The organism is Novosphingobium sp. G106, assembly GCF_019075875.1.
In the GTDB taxonomy this organism is placed as follows: Bacteria; Pseudomonadota; Alphaproteobacteria; order Sphingomonadales; family Sphingomonadaceae; genus Novosphingobium.
Genome location: NZ_JAHOOZ010000001.1, coordinates 4,316,246 through 4,329,850 on the forward strand (window position 1 = coordinate 4,316,246; position 13,605 = coordinate 4,329,850).

General features: G+C 64.4%; 15 protein-coding genes and 1 pseudogene. 4 read left to right on the plus strand and 12 right to left on the minus strand.

The annotated features are described in order from the left end of the window. Positions 1-2: 2 nt before the first annotated feature. The 10 genes and pseudogenes from KRR38_RS20705 to KRR38_RS20740 all read right to left on the minus strand — a co-directional run bounded on the left by KRR38_RS20705 (position 3) and on the right by KRR38_RS20740 (position 8,449). Positions 3-1,121 (minus strand): N-acetylneuraminate synthase family protein, encoded by a 1,119-nt coding sequence (locus KRR38_RS20705; protein WP_217405100.1) that lies wholly within the window; start codon positions 1,119-1,121, stop codon positions 3-5. Between the two features lie 163 nt (positions 1,122-1,284). After that, positions 1,285-2,214: an NAD(P)-dependent oxidoreductase gene (locus KRR38_RS20710; protein WP_217405102.1), complete on the minus strand. Its 930-nt coding sequence runs from the start codon at positions 2,212-2,214 to the stop codon at positions 1,285-1,287. Between the two features lie 10 nt (positions 2,215-2,224). Beyond that, positions 2,225-2,830 carry a DegT/DnrJ/EryC1/StrS family aminotransferase gene (locus KRR38_RS36315; RefSeq protein WP_309141101.1) on the minus strand — a complete coding sequence of 202 codons (606 nt, stop codon included), beginning with the start codon at positions 2,828-2,830 and terminating at the stop codon, positions 2,225-2,227. 28 nt (positions 2,831-2,858) lie between these two features. Beyond that, positions 2,859-3,584, minus strand: a pseudogene (locus KRR38_RS36320) (DegT/DnrJ/EryC1/StrS family aminotransferase); the annotation flags it as partial. Next, positions 3,581-3,778 carry a hypothetical protein gene (locus KRR38_RS36325; protein WP_254514902.1) on the minus strand — a complete coding sequence of 66 codons (198 nt, stop codon included), beginning with the start codon at positions 3,776-3,778 and terminating at the stop codon, positions 3,581-3,583. The gene KRR38_RS36325 and the pseudogene KRR38_RS36320, both read right to left, overlap by 4 nt. Continuing rightward, positions 3,775-4,671: a CDP-glucose 4,6-dehydratase gene (rfbG, locus tag KRR38_RS20720; RefSeq protein ID WP_254514903.1), complete on the minus strand. Its 897-nt coding sequence runs from the start codon at positions 4,669-4,671 to the stop codon at positions 3,775-3,777. The genes KRR38_RS36325 and rfbG overlap by 4 nt, the downstream gene beginning before the upstream one ends. Next, a complete protein-coding gene (gene rfbF / locus KRR38_RS20725; protein ID WP_217405104.1) occupies positions 4,656-5,426 on the minus strand; it encodes a glucose-1-phosphate cytidylyltransferase in 771 nt (256 codons plus the stop codon). The genes rfbG and rfbF overlap by 16 nt, the downstream gene beginning before the upstream one ends. Positions 5,427-5,690: 264 nt before the next feature. Then, positions 5,691-6,494 (minus strand): enoyl-ACP reductase FabI, encoded by an 804-nt coding sequence (gene fabI / locus KRR38_RS20730; RefSeq protein WP_217405106.1) that lies wholly within the window; start codon positions 6,492-6,494, stop codon positions 5,691-5,693. Further along, positions 6,491-7,510: a YihY/virulence factor BrkB family protein gene (locus KRR38_RS20735; RefSeq protein ID WP_309141102.1), complete on the minus strand. Its 1,020-nt coding sequence runs from the start codon at positions 7,508-7,510 to the stop codon at positions 6,491-6,493. The genes fabI and KRR38_RS20735 overlap by 4 nt, the downstream gene beginning before the upstream one ends. A 12-nt stretch (positions 7,511-7,522) precedes the next feature. Next, positions 7,523-8,449 (minus strand): DnaJ C-terminal domain-containing protein, encoded by a 927-nt coding sequence (locus KRR38_RS20740; RefSeq protein ID WP_217405108.1) that lies wholly within the window; start codon positions 8,447-8,449, stop codon positions 7,523-7,525. 100 nt (positions 8,450-8,549) lie between these two features. On the opposite strand from KRR38_RS20740, the gene pdxH reads away from it, so the two are divergent. From pdxH to KRR38_RS20755, 3 genes are read left to right on the plus strand one after another with little or no spacing between them, the layout of a single operon-like run. Then, positions 8,550-9,167 (plus strand): pyridoxamine 5'-phosphate oxidase, encoded by a 618-nt coding sequence (pdxH, locus tag KRR38_RS20745; RefSeq protein WP_217405110.1) that lies wholly within the window; start codon positions 8,550-8,552, stop codon positions 9,165-9,167. Next, a complete protein-coding gene (locus tag KRR38_RS20750) occupies positions 9,164-10,108 on the plus strand; it encodes a cation diffusion facilitator family transporter (protein ID WP_217405112.1) in 945 nt (314 codons plus the stop codon). Before pdxH ends, KRR38_RS20750 begins: the two co-directional genes overlap by 4 nt. Further along, on the plus strand, positions 10,105-10,902 hold the full coding sequence (locus KRR38_RS20755) for a PhzF family phenazine biosynthesis protein (protein WP_217405114.1): 798 nt from the start codon (positions 10,105-10,107) through the stop codon (positions 10,900-10,902). The genes KRR38_RS20750 and KRR38_RS20755 overlap by 4 nt, the downstream gene beginning before the upstream one ends. On the opposite strand, the gene KRR38_RS20760 is transcribed toward KRR38_RS20755, so the two are convergent. Beyond that, positions 10,899-12,023, minus strand: coding sequence for a serine hydrolase (locus KRR38_RS20760; protein ID WP_217405116.1), 1,125 nt, complete (start codon positions 12,021-12,023; stop codon positions 10,899-10,901). The two genes, KRR38_RS20755 and KRR38_RS20760, sit on opposite strands and share 4 nt — an antisense overlap. A gap of 101 nt (positions 12,024-12,124) precedes the next feature. Between KRR38_RS20760 and KRR38_RS20765 the strand changes: the two genes are divergently transcribed. Continuing rightward, positions 12,125-12,406, plus strand: a complete 282-nt coding sequence (locus tag KRR38_RS20765; RefSeq protein WP_309141201.1) for a hypothetical protein — start codon at positions 12,125-12,127, stop codon at positions 12,404-12,406. Here KRR38_RS20765 and mnmA read toward each other — a convergent pair. Continuing rightward, positions 12,403-13,551 carry a tRNA 2-thiouridine(34) synthase MnmA gene (mnmA, locus tag KRR38_RS20770; RefSeq protein ID WP_217405120.1) on the minus strand — a complete coding sequence of 383 codons (1,149 nt, stop codon included), beginning with the start codon at positions 13,549-13,551 and terminating at the stop codon, positions 12,403-12,405. The two genes, KRR38_RS20765 and mnmA, sit on opposite strands and share 4 nt — an antisense overlap. Between the last annotated feature and the right edge of the window lie 54 nt (positions 13,552-13,605).

The following is a 13,605-nucleotide window of genomic DNA, read 5'->3' on the forward strand; positions in this document are numbered from 1 at the left end:
GCTTACTGGTTGACCGCGATCTTCATGTCGGGGAGCCGACGTGCCAAGCCGCGGTCGGGCACCAGGCGGCGCACTTCCGGATCGCTAGTGTAGGCCGCGTCGATGTCGTCCAGCAGAACCGGCTCATCGGCCGCGAGCGGACCCTTGAGCACCTCACCGCTTTCGAACTCGCGGGTCGAGATCTGCCCCTTGAGCAGAGGCACGGCGAGATAGACGTCGTCATCGGTCAGCTTGTGGCCGGCGGGTAGGTCCTGCTTGACATAGACGCCACGAACCAGCGCATCGAGATATTCGCGCTCCTTGGCCGGAACCGAGCGCTTGGCCTCAGCCGAGCCGCCGCACATTTCCTTGGCCTTGTTAAAGGCCTTGAACCAGACGTCGGCCTGATCGGGCTTCGTGCAATAGGGGCTGACAGGGACGCCTTCGTAATCGATGTCTATGTGACGTTCGAAAGTACGGGCACCCTTGCCATAGGCGATGAGGATGGAATCGTGCCAGTCACGCTGCTCGTGCGTTGACAGGCCGATCGTGATGTCCGGATAGCGCGCCTTGAGATAGTCAATCTGGTTGAGCTCGAGTTCGCTGTCTTCGGACGGATAGATCGACACGCAGTGATTGAGCGCGAAAGGAATGTTGCGCGAGGTGAAGTAATTCACCAGCCGATCGATGTGATGCGCATCGGCACCGCCAGACGAGGCGACGACGGGAAGGCTGGTCCCGGCAAGCTTGCGTAGCAGCGTCTTGTCGCGGATGTCGGAGCTGGCAATCTTTAGGATGTCGACGCCGAACTCGACACATTTGTCGACGGAGACCTCGTCGAACGGAGTGACCATGGCAATCATGCCATGCGATTTGACGCGATCGATCATGGCGCGCAGCTCTTCCCAGGGCATCTGAGTGGCCAGCGTCTTCTTAATGTAGCGAACGTCGTCGCAATCTCGGTAATCGCGATGAATGAACTCGTCGACGTTGCGGAATTGCAGCTTGATCGATGCCTTGACGCCATTCTCCTTCACCACGGCAGCGAAGTCATCGATGATCTTCAGGCCACGTTGGAGCTTGCCCCAATGGTTGTTCGCCAGTTCGAGGACGAACAAATCTTCAAAGATATCAACTACCACTAAGCGTCTCCAAACCTGTGCGAAGGCTTCTATCCGGCGAGTGATCCCGCGTCCAGCCTCATGCGACTCACTTTCAACTTCTATTGTAGACAGTCGATATCACCAATTTGGATGCATTTTCCGCTCCTGAACTGGCATTAGCTGTCTTAACTAAACGTCTTTCCTACTGCTGCATGGCACTTGTCCGATCCAGCCAGGCGATCGTGTCCCTTACCTGCAGCGGCAAGGCAGACAGCCGATCGCCGAGTTCCATGGCCAGGACTTTGGTTTGCGCGTGATCGCCGAGATATAGGCTCGGGCGCGTGTAGTCGACTGGCCGGCGATTGATCTTTGGCGAATTAGGGGAGGCTTCGGCTACGAGCACAGCGAGGTCTTCCATCTCGACGACTTCGGCGCCGCACAGGTCGATCGGCCGATCCCGGCCGACGCCCTGTACCGCCGCGTCGATGACCAGAGTGCAGAGATCATCGACATGCAGAAAGGACCGGAAAACCGGGACTTGGGCTTCAATGAGGATTTCGCCCTGTTCGCGTGCCTGGAGGGCGAAATTCGAAATGGCATAGGACTGCAGCTTGTTAATGTGCGGTCCCGCAACGTTGAAGATCCGGCCGGCGATGACCGGTATTCCAGCGGACTTGCCCCAGGCGATGAAGCGCGCTTCCTGACGCAGTTTAGCGAGGCCGTAGGGGTGCTGATCGCCCCCCCGCTCGGCCAGCGCAGCGGCGCCCGAGGAGGAGACGAACAGACTTGCCGGTGCGGCCATGCCTATCGCGGCCAGCAAGGCATCATCTATCGCATCGTTAGTCGCGTTGAAGGCGGATTCGCCGAGCTGATCGGCCTTTTCCTTGGTCAGGTAGGCGAGGTGGATGACATGGGCACCCGCGACATCATCGGGGCCGATCGTATCGAGCGCGCGCACCTCGAGCCGTTCGCCCGAAGCCAAGGTCATGCTCCGTGCCCGGGATCCGAAGGTGACCACCCGTCCGCCCAACCGGCCATCGAACGCCCGGGACAGGGCGTCGAGCATCGCCCTGCCAATCCAGCCCGAAGGGCCGGTCAACACGAAACGGGACGAGGCAGGCGGGTGGGCCATGCTTCAGCGATTATCCCTTGCGGCGCGCGGCGATGAAGCCGGCCAGGGTTTCGACGGCGTAGGCGAGGTGGCTTTCGGTCAGTCCCGGGTAGAGTCCTATCCAGAAAGTGCGTTCGGTCACGATGTCAGCATTGGTAAGATCGCCGACAACGCGATAACGCTGATCTTTCATATATGGTTGCCGAAGCAGGTTACCACCGAACAGCAAACGAGTGCCGATCTTGTGGTCGTTTAGGAATTCGACCAGTTCCTCGCGGTCGATGCCGGTCTTTTCGCGGATCGTGATCGGATAGCCGAACCAGGACGGTGTGCTGCGCGCAGTAGGCTGCGGCAGAATCAGGACATCCTCCAACGGCCGTAGCATCTCGGTCAGCAGGTCGAAGTTGCGTTGCCGCGCGGCGATGAAGCCGTCGAGCCGGTCCAGCTGAGCCAGACCCACGGCCGCCTGCATGTCGGTGATCTTGAGATTGTAGCCGACGTGGCTGTAGGTGTATTTGTGGTCGTAGCCCTTCGGCAGCGAGCCGAGCTTCTGGCAGAACCGCTTGCCGCAGGTGTTGTCCTGACCCGGCGCACAATAGCAGTCGCGCCCCCCAATCGCGCATCGATTCGATCGCACGTTTCAGGTTGGGCTTCTTGGTAAACACGGCGCCGCCTTCACCCATGGTGATGTGGTGTGCAGGATAGAAGCTGAGCGTGCCGATATCGCCGAAAGTGCCCACGCCCTTGCCGTCATACCGCGCGCCCAAGGCGTCGCAGCAATCCTCGACGACCAGCAGATCGTACTTCTTGGCGACGCGCATCACTTCGGCGATGTCGAAAGGATTGCCCAGCGTATGCGCGACCATGATCGCGCGCGTCTTGTCGGTGACGGCGGCCTCGATCATCTCGGGCTTGATATTGTAGGTCGGGATGTCGACGTCGACGAAGACCGGGATGAGCCCATATTGCAGCGACGGATTTACCGTGGTGGGGAAGCCGGTGGCCACGGTGATGACTTCGTCGCCCGCCTTCAGAGCCTTGTCGCGCACATAGCGTTTCGACGTGAGCGCGGAGAGCGCGAGCAAATTGGCCGAAGAACCCGAATTCGTCGTCAGGGCAAAACGCACGCCCAGTCGCTCGGCCAGTCTGGCTTCGAAAGAGTCGTTGAAGCGTCCGGTGGTCAGCCAGAAATCCAGCGAGGAATCCACCAGCATTTGCATGTCGGTATCGCCATAGACCTTGCCGGAAACGGGCACGGGGCTTTGGCCAGGGACGAAAGGCTTGGTCGCATGAAAGCGACGGGCATATTCGCCCGTAAGGTCGAGGATGAGCGAACGCAGTTGCGCTTCATCGAGACCTGAGGGGTCGAACATGGGAGTCTCGACGGTCATGCAGCCCCTTTCTGGGAAAGCGCGCGTTTGAATTCGATGCGATAGTCGTCAAGCTGCGCGAGCGAGATCGCCCGTGCATCGCCGCCGTCGGCCACCTCGCGGTGCCACTCGACGATACGAGCGAGCGCGCTATCGAGCTGATAGGCCGGGCGCCAGCCCAACTCGTCGCGAGCCTTGGCGCAATCGAGTTTCAACAGCTTCGCCTCGTGTGGTTGTGAGCCTTCGGCCTGTTGCCAGTCGATTGCCCCCCCAGTCGCTTACCATACGCTGAACGATCCAGCGCACGGGTTGCGTATCGCCTTCGGCTGGTCCGAAATTCCAGCCCGTCGCGGCCCAATCGTGGCCTTGGACAAGACGTTCGGCGATCATAAGATATCCCCCCTAGCGCCTCTAGCACATGCTGCCATGGCCGGATGGATTCGGGAGAGCGGATCAGGGGCTTTTCCCCAGCAATCAATGCTCGGATGAGATCAGGGATCAGCCGGTCTGTCGCCCAGTCGCCCCCGCCGATGACATTGCCGGCGCGCACGGAGGCCAATTTGGCCCCCTGTTGGAAGAAACTACGGCGATAGGCTGCGACGACCAGTTCACTTGCGCCTTTGCTGGCGCTGTAGGGATCGTATCCGCCCATAGCGTCGTCCTCGCGGTAGGGCCTGTCCGTCTCGCGGTTCTCGTAGCACTTGTCGCTAGTGATGCAGACTATGGCCTTGAGACTTTCGACGCGCCGGCACGCGTCGAGTACATGCACGGTGCCTTGCACGTTGGTCGCGAAGGTTTCTACCGGAGTGGAATATGACAGCCGTACCAGCGGCTGCGCTGCGAGATGAAAGACCACTTCGGGCCGCGCCGCCGCCATGGCAGCCTCGACCGCAGCGAGATCGCGGATATCGCCCTCGACGTGGTGGACGAGTTCGGCCACGCGCGCCTGTTCGAACAGGCTCGGGCTTTCGGCCGGCAAGGCAAAGCCCGTGACTTGGGCGCCCATGCGCGTTAGCCAGAGGGCGAGCCAGCTTCCCTTGAAACCCGTGTGACCGGTGAGGAAGACCTTGCGCCCGCGCCAGAAGGTGTCGCTTACCAGATCTTCCAAGGGGCGCCTTCCTGCCAGAGCTGCTCCAGATATTGCTTGTCACGCAGCGTATCCATGGGCTGCCAAAACCCGTCGTGGCGGAAGGCGACGAGATCGCCTGCCGCGGCGAGGCGTTCCATCGGCTCGCGTTCCCAGATCGTGCCGGGTCCTTCGATCTCGTCGAGCACGCTGGGATCGGCAACGAAAAAGCCGCCGTTGATCAGGCCACCGTCGCCGGCGGGTTTCTCGCGAAAGCTGGTGACGTTGTCGCCGTCGAATTCGAGCGCGCCGAAGCGGCCCGGCGGGGCAACGGCGGTGATCGTCGCCCTGCGGCCGTGTGCTTGGTGGAATGCCAGTTGCGCCGTGACGTCAACCGTGGCGACGCCGTCACCGTAAGTGAAGCAGAAGGGTTCGTCGTCAGGCAGGAAACGGCGTACGGCCTTGAGGCGGCCGCCAGTCATCGTTTCCGCGCCGGTATCGACCAGGGTTATTCGCCATGGCTCGCTGCGCTTCTCGTGCACTTCCATGCTGTTCTGCACCAGATCGATCGTCACGTCGGCGGCATGAAGGAAGTAGTTCGCGAAGAACTCCTTGATCATGTAGCCTTTGTAGCCGAGGCAAATGATGAAATCGTTCAAGCCGTGGGATGAATAGATCTTCATGATATGCCAGATTATCGGCATGCCGCCGATCTCGACCATGGGCTTCGGACGAACAGAAGTTTCCTCGCCGAGTCTGGTGCCAAGGCCGCCGGCCAAAATTACAGCCTTCGGCAATGACTTACTCCTGATAAACGCCCAGATTCAGGGCTCTTTAGGTGTGCCACTATCGATCTGTCAATGTTTCGTCATGGCGACAGCGCAGGCCTGAGTTGACGCACGCCGAGCACCGAGAGGCACCCACCTGGAAGCATTAACTTCCTTAACCGCCTTTATTTGACAAAAAATTGACAGTCGCATCAACAGAGGCAACCGGTTGCCGCAAATAGAAGCTTGTTCGTCGCGTTTCTAGGTCTCAAAAGCTGCCAAAATGGACGCAGTTCACACCAGGCTGATGTCCGGCGCATCTTCCTGCTTCATGCCGATGACGTTGTAGCCCCCGTCGATGTGATGGATTTCGCCGGTCACGCCCGAGGACAAGTCGGACAGCAGATAGAGCGCTCCGCCACCGACGTCCTCGATGGTGACGTTGCGGCGCAGCGGCGAATTCAGCTGGTTCCACTTGAGGATATAGTTGAAGTCGCCGATGCCGCGCGCCGCCAGCGTCTGGATCGGGCCGGCAGAGATCGCGTTGACGCGGATATTCTCCGCACCGAGGTCGTTGGCCAGATATTTGACGCTGGTCTCGAGCGCGGCCTTGGCTACGCCCATGACGTTATAGTGCGGGACGACCTTCTCGGCGCCGTAATAGGTCAGCGTCAGGATAGAACCGCCGCTCGACATCATCGGCTTGGCGCGCTGGGTCACTGCGACCAGGCTGTAGGCCGAGATGTTCATGGTCATCAGGAAGTTGTCGAGCGTGGTGTCATAAAAGCGCCCGCGCAGCTGGTTCTTGTCGGAGAAGCCGATGGCGTGGACAATGAAGTCGATCGTCGGCCAGCGCGCGGCCAGCGTGGCGAAGGCGGTGTCGAGCGCGTCCATGTCGGACACGTCGCAGTCGATCAGGAAATCGCTGCCCAGGCTCTCCGCCAGCGGCCGCACGCGCTTTTCCAGTGCCTCACCCTGATAGGAGAAGGCCAGCTCGGCGCCGTGTTCGGCCAGGCGCTTGGCGATCCCCCAGGCGAGCGACTTGTCGTTTGCCAGGCCCATGATCAGGCCGCGCTTTCCCTGCATCAGACTCGTCATTCCGTTTTCGTCCCGTTCCCTTTACTCTGCTCGCGCACCCGATCATCCGCCTGTCCGAGCGCATCGCGTTCCTCGGGTGTCTCGGCAAGCGCCGCGTTGAGTTCGGCGCCCATCACCATCCCTAGTCCGACAAGCCAGAAAAAGAAAAGCGTGATCATCACCCCGGCGAGGCTGCCGTAGGTCAGGTCGTAGGAAAAAAATCGCCTGAGGATACCGGGCAACACTACCGTCATCGTCACCCACCAGACCGTGACCAGCAGCGCGCCCGGCCATTTGGGATAGCGCCGGCTGCGATAGGCCGAAGGGGTCAGCGACAGGAACAGCGAATAGATCGACAGATAGAGCATCGCCGCGGGGATCAGCCGCGAGGTGGTCAAGGTCAGAGTCCAGTCGCCGAGCCGCGGAAACCACGAGGCGATCGCTTCCTGCGCAGCGCTGATCGCCACCTGGGCGAACAGCGAGATCAGCAGCAGGATGACGGCGCCCATGATGAAGGCGGTCGAAAACAGGCGGTAGCGCCAGAAGGCTGCCGTCGCGCGCGTGCCATAGGCGCGGCGCAGGATGTCGCGGATCGTCTCGATCAGGCTCGAGACCGACCACAGGCCGACGATCCCGCCGAACCAGAGCAGCCAGCCGCTGCGCGCCTTGACCACGCTGAGCGCGACGGGTTCGAGCGCGCGGGCGACGACCGGCGGCGCGGCGGAGAGGAACGCGCGGATCGAGGCTTCCTGCTGCCCTGCCTCGCCCAGTGCCGTGAACACGGCGGCGATGACGATGAAGAAGGGGAACAGCGCGAGGATCGCGGTATAGGCTAGGTTCCCGGCGTGGATGAAACCATCGGTGTAGGTCCCGACGATCACGCGCTTGGCTACGATGAAGAAGTGGCTGGCGGGCCCGAGATTGCGCTCGAACTGCTGCTGCAGAGCGTCGCGGTCCAAGAGCAGGGCCTTGCGCCGCCGCGCCTCGGGAGACTGATCATTGAGCCCGGCAGGCGTATCGATCGGGGCTTCCTGCACGCGCGTGTCGGTTCAGACGCCGAGCCTGGCGCGCAGCGGCCGTTCGTCGCGCCAGCCTTCGAGGCGCCGGGCGAGGTCCTCGTCGCCTTCGGGCAGCACGATCTCGAGCGTGATCAGCTGGTCGCCGCGCGTGTTGTCCTTCCTGGTGAAGCCCTTGCCCTTGAGGCGCAGCGTCTTGCCCGAGCTGGTGCCCGGCGCGATCGTCAGCATCACCGCCCCGTCGACCGTCGGCACCTTGACCTTTGCGCCGCCCACCGCCTCGTCAAGGCTGATGGGCAGGTCGAGGCGGATGTTGTCGCCGTCGCGCTTGTAGAACGGGTGCGGCTGGATTTCGATCGTCACCAGCGCGTCGCCGGCGCCGCCCGGACCGGGCTCGCCCTTGCCGCCGAGGCGCATCTGCGTGCCGTCCTCGACGCCCGCGGGGAGCTTGAGGTCGATCGTCTTGCCATCGCCTAGGGTGATCCGCTGCGAGGCGAGCGTGGCAGCGTCGGTCAACGTTACGCTGAGCCGGTACTGGACGTTGCTGCCGCGCGGCGCTGCGCGGCTGCGTCCGCCGCCGAAGCCGCCGCCCATTCCTCCGGGTCCACCGGCGCGCCCGCCGAAAATCCCGCCGAAGATGTCGCCGAGGTCGATGCCCTCGGACGAAAAGCCGCCGCCGCCGAAGCCCTGATGGCCGCCGCCGGGGCCGCCACCGCCGAAACCGTAGCCCATCGGATTGCCGTCGGCGTCGATCTCGCCGCGATCGAACTGGGCGCGCTTGTCCTTGTCGGACAGCAGGTCGTAGGCGCGCGTGACGTCGCTGAACCGCTCGGCCGCCTTCGGATTGTCCGAATTGCGGTCCGGATGCAGTTCCTTTGCAAGCTTGCGGTAGGCGGACTTGATGTCCTTCTCGCTCGCGCCGCGCGATACGCCCAGGGTGGTATAGGGGTCTGCTGCCATCGCGCCTAACTAGGTGCGCAAGGTGGCGACGACAAGCCGCGCTTTCCTCCGGCGTTGTGCATCGCTATTTCGAAGGGCTCTTTTGGATCAGGAACTGCGCGTGGAAGCCGAACAATTCGCCGATACCATTCCCCATGGCGATCCGATCGCGCTGTTCGAAGCCTGGTATTCGGCGGCCCAGGCGAGCGAACCCGGCCTGCCTGATGCGATGGCGCTGGCGACGGCCACGGCGGACGGACGCCCTTCGGTGCGCATGGTCCTGCTCAAGGGCCACGGCCCGGGCGGTTTCCTGTTCTATACCAACAGCCATAGCCGCAAGGGCGACGAACTCCTCGCCAATCCCCACGCTGCGCTGCTGTTTCATTGGAAATCGCAGCGCCGCCAGGTGCGGCTCGAAGGGCCACTGTCGCCCGTCGATGCGGCTACCGCGGACGCATACTTCGCCAGCCGCGCGCGCGATTCGCAGCTCGGCGCCGTAGCGTCGGACCAGTCGGCGCCGCTCGATTCCCGCGCGACCTTTCTGCAGCGCTTCGAGGAGGTCGAGGCCCGATTCGCCGACGGGCCGGTCGAACGGCCTGCACATTGGCTCGGTTACTGCCTGAAACCGCAGACCATCGAGTTCTGGCAGGACCGCCCCCACCGGCTGCACGAAAGGCGGCAGTTCACGCGTGTTTCCGATGAGGGAGGCGGCTGGACGAGCACGCTGCTCTATCCGTGAAAACTTCCGGCGCGACTTTCGCGGATCAGGGACGGCTCAACCGCAGTGCGGCCTATGCCAGCATCGCTGTGGCGCTGCTGCTCGTCGTGCTCAAAGGCTGGGCAGCATGGTCGACGGGTTCCACGGCGATGCTCGGCAGCCTGGCGGACACCGCGCTCGACCTGATCGCCAGTGTGGTCACGCTGGTCGGTGTCCGGGTGGCGGCGCAGCCCGACGATGCCAAGCACCGCTTCGGCCATGGCAAGGCCGAGGCGCTCTCGGCTATCTTCCAGGTGACGCTGATCTCGATCTCGGCGCTCGGCCTCGCGGCGCGCGCGATCGAACAGTTCTTCGCAGGCGGCCGCACCGAAGCGGCGGGCGAGGGCATTGTCGTTTCTGTCGTGGCGATGGTGGCAACCGCGGCCCTCCTGGCCTGGCAGCGGCACGTGATCCGTCGGACCAATAGCCTCGCCATCGCCACCGACCATGTCCACTACCAGTCGGACCTACTGCTCAACCTCGCGGTGATCGCGGCGCTGGCGCTCGATCAATATGGCGGGATTGCCGGCTCCGACCCCCTGCTGGGTCTCGCCATTGCGGCCTGGCTCGGCTGGGGCGCCTGGGGTGCGTCGCAGCGGGCGATCGACCAGCTGATGGACAAGGAGTGGCCGCAGGAGAAGAAGGACCGCTTCATCGAACTGCTCGCGCGCCATCCCGAGCTCAAGGGCGTGCATGATTTGCGCACGCGCACCGCGGGCAACCGCGATTTCGTCCAGTTCCACGTCTGGGTCGATCCGGCGATGTCACTGGGCAAGGCGCACCGCATCATGGACGAGATCGAAGCGCGGCTGGCGGTCGAATTTCCCGATACCGAGATCCTGATCCACCCCGAGCCCGAGGGGCTGATGGACCAGGAAGGCCTGCAGGCCGAGGAAGTGCTGCCCGTGGAGACCCGCCCATGACGACGTCCATTCCCTACTGGCATGTCGATGCCTTCACCGACCGGCCGTTTGCTGGAAACCAGGCGGCGGTGATGCAACTGGCAGAGCGGCTCGACGACGCCGTGCTGCAGGCAATCGCCACCGAGCACCTCTTCGCCGACACCGCCTTCCTCGTTCCCGATGCGAGCAGCGTGGCCGATTGGGAGCTGTGCTGGTTCACGCCGACGGTGGAGGTCAAGCTCTGCGGCCATGCCACGCTGGCCTCGGGCCATGTCCTGCTGACTCTTGCGCCGGAACGCGACGCGGTGCGGTTCAGGACGCGCCATGCGGGCGTGCTCGAGGTGCGGCGGTTGGGTCAGGGCTACGAGCTCGCGCTGCCCGCGATCGCCACTGCGCCCGGCTCGTTTCCCGAGGCGGTTATGGCGCTGGGCGCGGAGCCTCGCGAAATCTGGCGCTCTCCCGCCGGCTACACCCTTCTCGTGTTCGACGGCGAAGATCAGATCCGGGCACTGCGGCCCGACCTGCGCATGCTCGCCCGATTGGGCGACGAGCAGTTCATTGCCACCGCCCCGGGGCGGGAGACGGACGTCGTGAGCCGCGTCTTCGTGCCGGGGGGTGGAATCGACGAGGACAGCGTCACCGGATCGGCCCATGCCGCGTTGACGCCGTTCTGGACGCAGAGGCTGGGACGCAAGAGCTTCACCGCCTACCAGGCCTCGAAGCGCGGCGGGCGGGTTTCGTGCCGCCTCGACGGGAAGCACGTCTGGCTCGGCGGCGACTGCGTTACCGTCGTCGAGGGTACGTTCTTCCTCTAGGCCTTCGGGAACAGCGCGACGATATCGGCCAGTCGCCGGCGCAGTTCGGCGCGATGTTCGCCGTCGGTCTTGCCGAGGCGGACCAGGGTCAGCTTCTGGTCCGGCGAGACGATGACATATTGGCCGAGGTGGCCGACGCAGGCGAAGGCGCTTTGCGGGGCGCGGTCGGGGAACAGCATGTCGCCGTCGGCCTTGGTCGGGCGGTTGAGCCAGAGCTGGGCGCCATAGGCGGGATTGCGCGGGCTCGGTGATGTCATGAAGTCGACCCAGCCGCGCGGGACGAGCTGCGCGCCGCGGACCGCGCCGCCGTTGCGCAGGAATTCGCCGAACTTGCCCCAGTCGCGCGCCGTGGCATGCATCATGCTCGAGCCGATCAGCGTTCCTGCCGCGTCGAACTCGACCACGGCCGATTTCATGCCCACCGGATCGAGCAGCCGCGTGTGCAGATAGTCGCGCACCGCCTGGCGGCGGAACCCGGGGTCGGGGTTGTCGGTCAGCGCGCGCGCAGCGATATCGGCAAGGATCACCGTAGTGGCCGAGGAATATTCGAAGGTTCGCCCGGGGTCGGCCTCGAGCGGCTGGGCCTCGGCATAGGCGGCCATGTCGTCTCGTCCATCGAGGAACAGCATCCGCACCTCGTCGGAATCGTAGACCGGCGAACTCGCCTCGCGATGCCGCAGGCCCGAACGCATCTGCAGCAGCTGACGCAAGGTGATCTCACCGCGCGGGTCGCCCGATCGCTGCCAGGCGGGCACCGGTGCGGTCTCGTTGAGCCGCAGGCGGCCGTCGGCCACCAACTGCCCGATCATCACACCGGTGATCGTCTTCGACATCGACCAGCCGATCAGCCGGCTGCTGGGCCCATAGCCCTCGCCATAGCGCTCGGCGACGATGCGGCCGCCAGACATCACCAGCAGTGCGCGGGTCTCGCCGGCCTGGCCATCGGCGAAGAGATCGTCGATCGCGCGCGCCAGTTGCTCGCGCGGCACCCCGGGCTCGGTCGTGACCGCAGATAGCGCCGCGGGCGCCAGCGGTGGAGGGCCTTTATCCCCGCCGCCGCATCCCGCCAGGGCTGGCAGCGCGAGCAGCGGCAGGATAAGGGGCAGGCGGCGCGTCGGCATGGCGTGCGGTCCATGCGACAAACCGGGTTCCAATGGCAACAGCACAGCCGATAGCTTCATCATCTGCCCGGCGCAAAAGGCGCCGGCTGTGGTTGATTCCTGTGGTTATCCTAGGCGGGGCGGTCGCTTGGTTCTGGCACCCCCTGCATTCCTATGCGGTGACGGGCGCTTCCTATGGCGCGCGGGTCGGCTGTTCGTGCCGCTTCGTCGAAGGACGTGCGCTCGGCGACTGCCGCAAGGATTTCGAGGCGGGCATGGCGCTGGTGCGCCTGAGCGAAGATGAGACGGCGAAGAGCGTCACGGCGAGCTTCCCGCTGCTTTCCCGCCAGACAGCGACCTTCCGCGAAGGCGAGGGCTGCGTGCTGGAGCGGTGGGAGAACTAAGCGGCTTCGGTCGAATCGATCCAGCCGCCGCCGACTACGCGGTCACCCGCATAGATCACCGCCGCCTGTCCCGGGGCGACGCCGTATTCGGGGCTGGCGAAACGGATCGTGGCATCGGCACTATCGCCTAGCGGCCCTTCCAGACTGATCGGCACGGGCTTCGCCAGCGAACGGACCTTGGCGGTCAGGTGCGTGTCGGGCAGCGGCCCGATGCGGTTGGTCTCGACGATCCGCGCCGATCCGACCGCCAGCAGATGCCGCGGCCCCACGAGCACCCGGCGGCCAGGCGCATCGATTCCGGTGACGTAGAGCGGTTCGGGCTGGCCGCCGATCTCGAGCCCGCGGCGCTGCCCCACCGTATAGTGGATCACGCCGCGATGCTCGCCGAGCACCTCGCCGCTGGTCGCGTGGACGATCTCGCCCGGTGCGGCACCTTCGGGGCGGACCTTGCGTACCACCGCGGCATAGTCGCCTTCGGGAACGAAGCAGATATCCTGGCTGTCGGGCTTGGCCGCGACCCTGAGGCCGGCGGCTTCGGCGATCCGGCGCACCTCGCTCTTGGGCAATCCTCCCAAGGGGAAGCGCAGGTAATCGAGCTGCGCCTCGGTGGTCGCGTAGAGGAAATAGCTCTGGTCGCGGGCGGGATCGGCGGCGCGATGCAGCTCCGGGCCCGCGGCGCCCAGCGTGCGGCGGACATAGTGGCCGGTCGCTAGGCAATCGGCGCCGAGCTCGCGCGCCATGGCGAAAAGGTCGGTGAACTTGGGCCCCATGTTGCAGCGGATGCAGGGAATCGGGGTGCGGCCGGCGAGGTAATCGTCGGCAAAGCGCTCGACGACCTCCTCGCGGAAGCGCGATTCGTGATCGAAGACATAGTGCGCGATCCCGAGTCTGTCGGCGACGGCGCGGGCGTCGCGGATATCGTCGCCGGCACAGCAGGCGCCCTTGCGGCCGGTGGCTGCACCGTGATCGTAAAGTTGCAGAGTCACGCCGATAACCTCTGCGCCGCTGGCGGCGGCTAGGGCGGCGACCACCGAGCTGTCCACTCCCCCAGACATGGCGACAACGATCCGCCGCTCCGTAAGCGGTTGCGGCAATTGGAAAAGCGCGGCGGCATCGAGGCCGGAAAGGGCAGCGTCGGCGGACATCAGAGGTCCCATATAGGCGCGGTAGCGGCTTGGAAACAGGCGGTTGCGGCCAGT

What these genes read in the sequence shown, in the direction of transcription:
- KRR38_RS20755 (WP_217405114.1), top strand. Translation starts at nt 10,105, where the DNA reads ATGACGACGTCCATTCCCTACTGGCATGTCGATGCCTTCACCGACCGG.
- KRR38_RS20710 (WP_217405102.1), bottom strand. Translation starts at nt 2,214, where the DNA reads ATGGCCCACCCGCCTGCCTCGTCCCGTTTCGTGTTGACCGGCCCTTCG.
- fabI (WP_217405106.1), bottom strand. Translation starts at nt 6,494, where the DNA reads ATGACGAGTCTGATGCAGGGAAAGCGCGGCCTGATCATGGGCCTGGCA.
- KRR38_RS20760 (WP_217405116.1), bottom strand. Translation starts at nt 12,023, where the DNA reads ATGCCGACGCGCCGCCTGCCCCTTATCCTGCCGCTGCTCGCGCTGCCA.
- KRR38_RS20740 (WP_217405108.1), bottom strand. Translation starts at nt 8,449, where the DNA reads ATGGCAGCAGACCCCTATACCACCCTGGGCGTATCGCGCGGCGCGAGC.
- mnmA (WP_217405120.1), bottom strand. Translation starts at nt 13,551, where the DNA reads ATGTCCGCCGACGCTGCCCTTTCCGGCCTCGATGCCGCCGCGCTTTTC.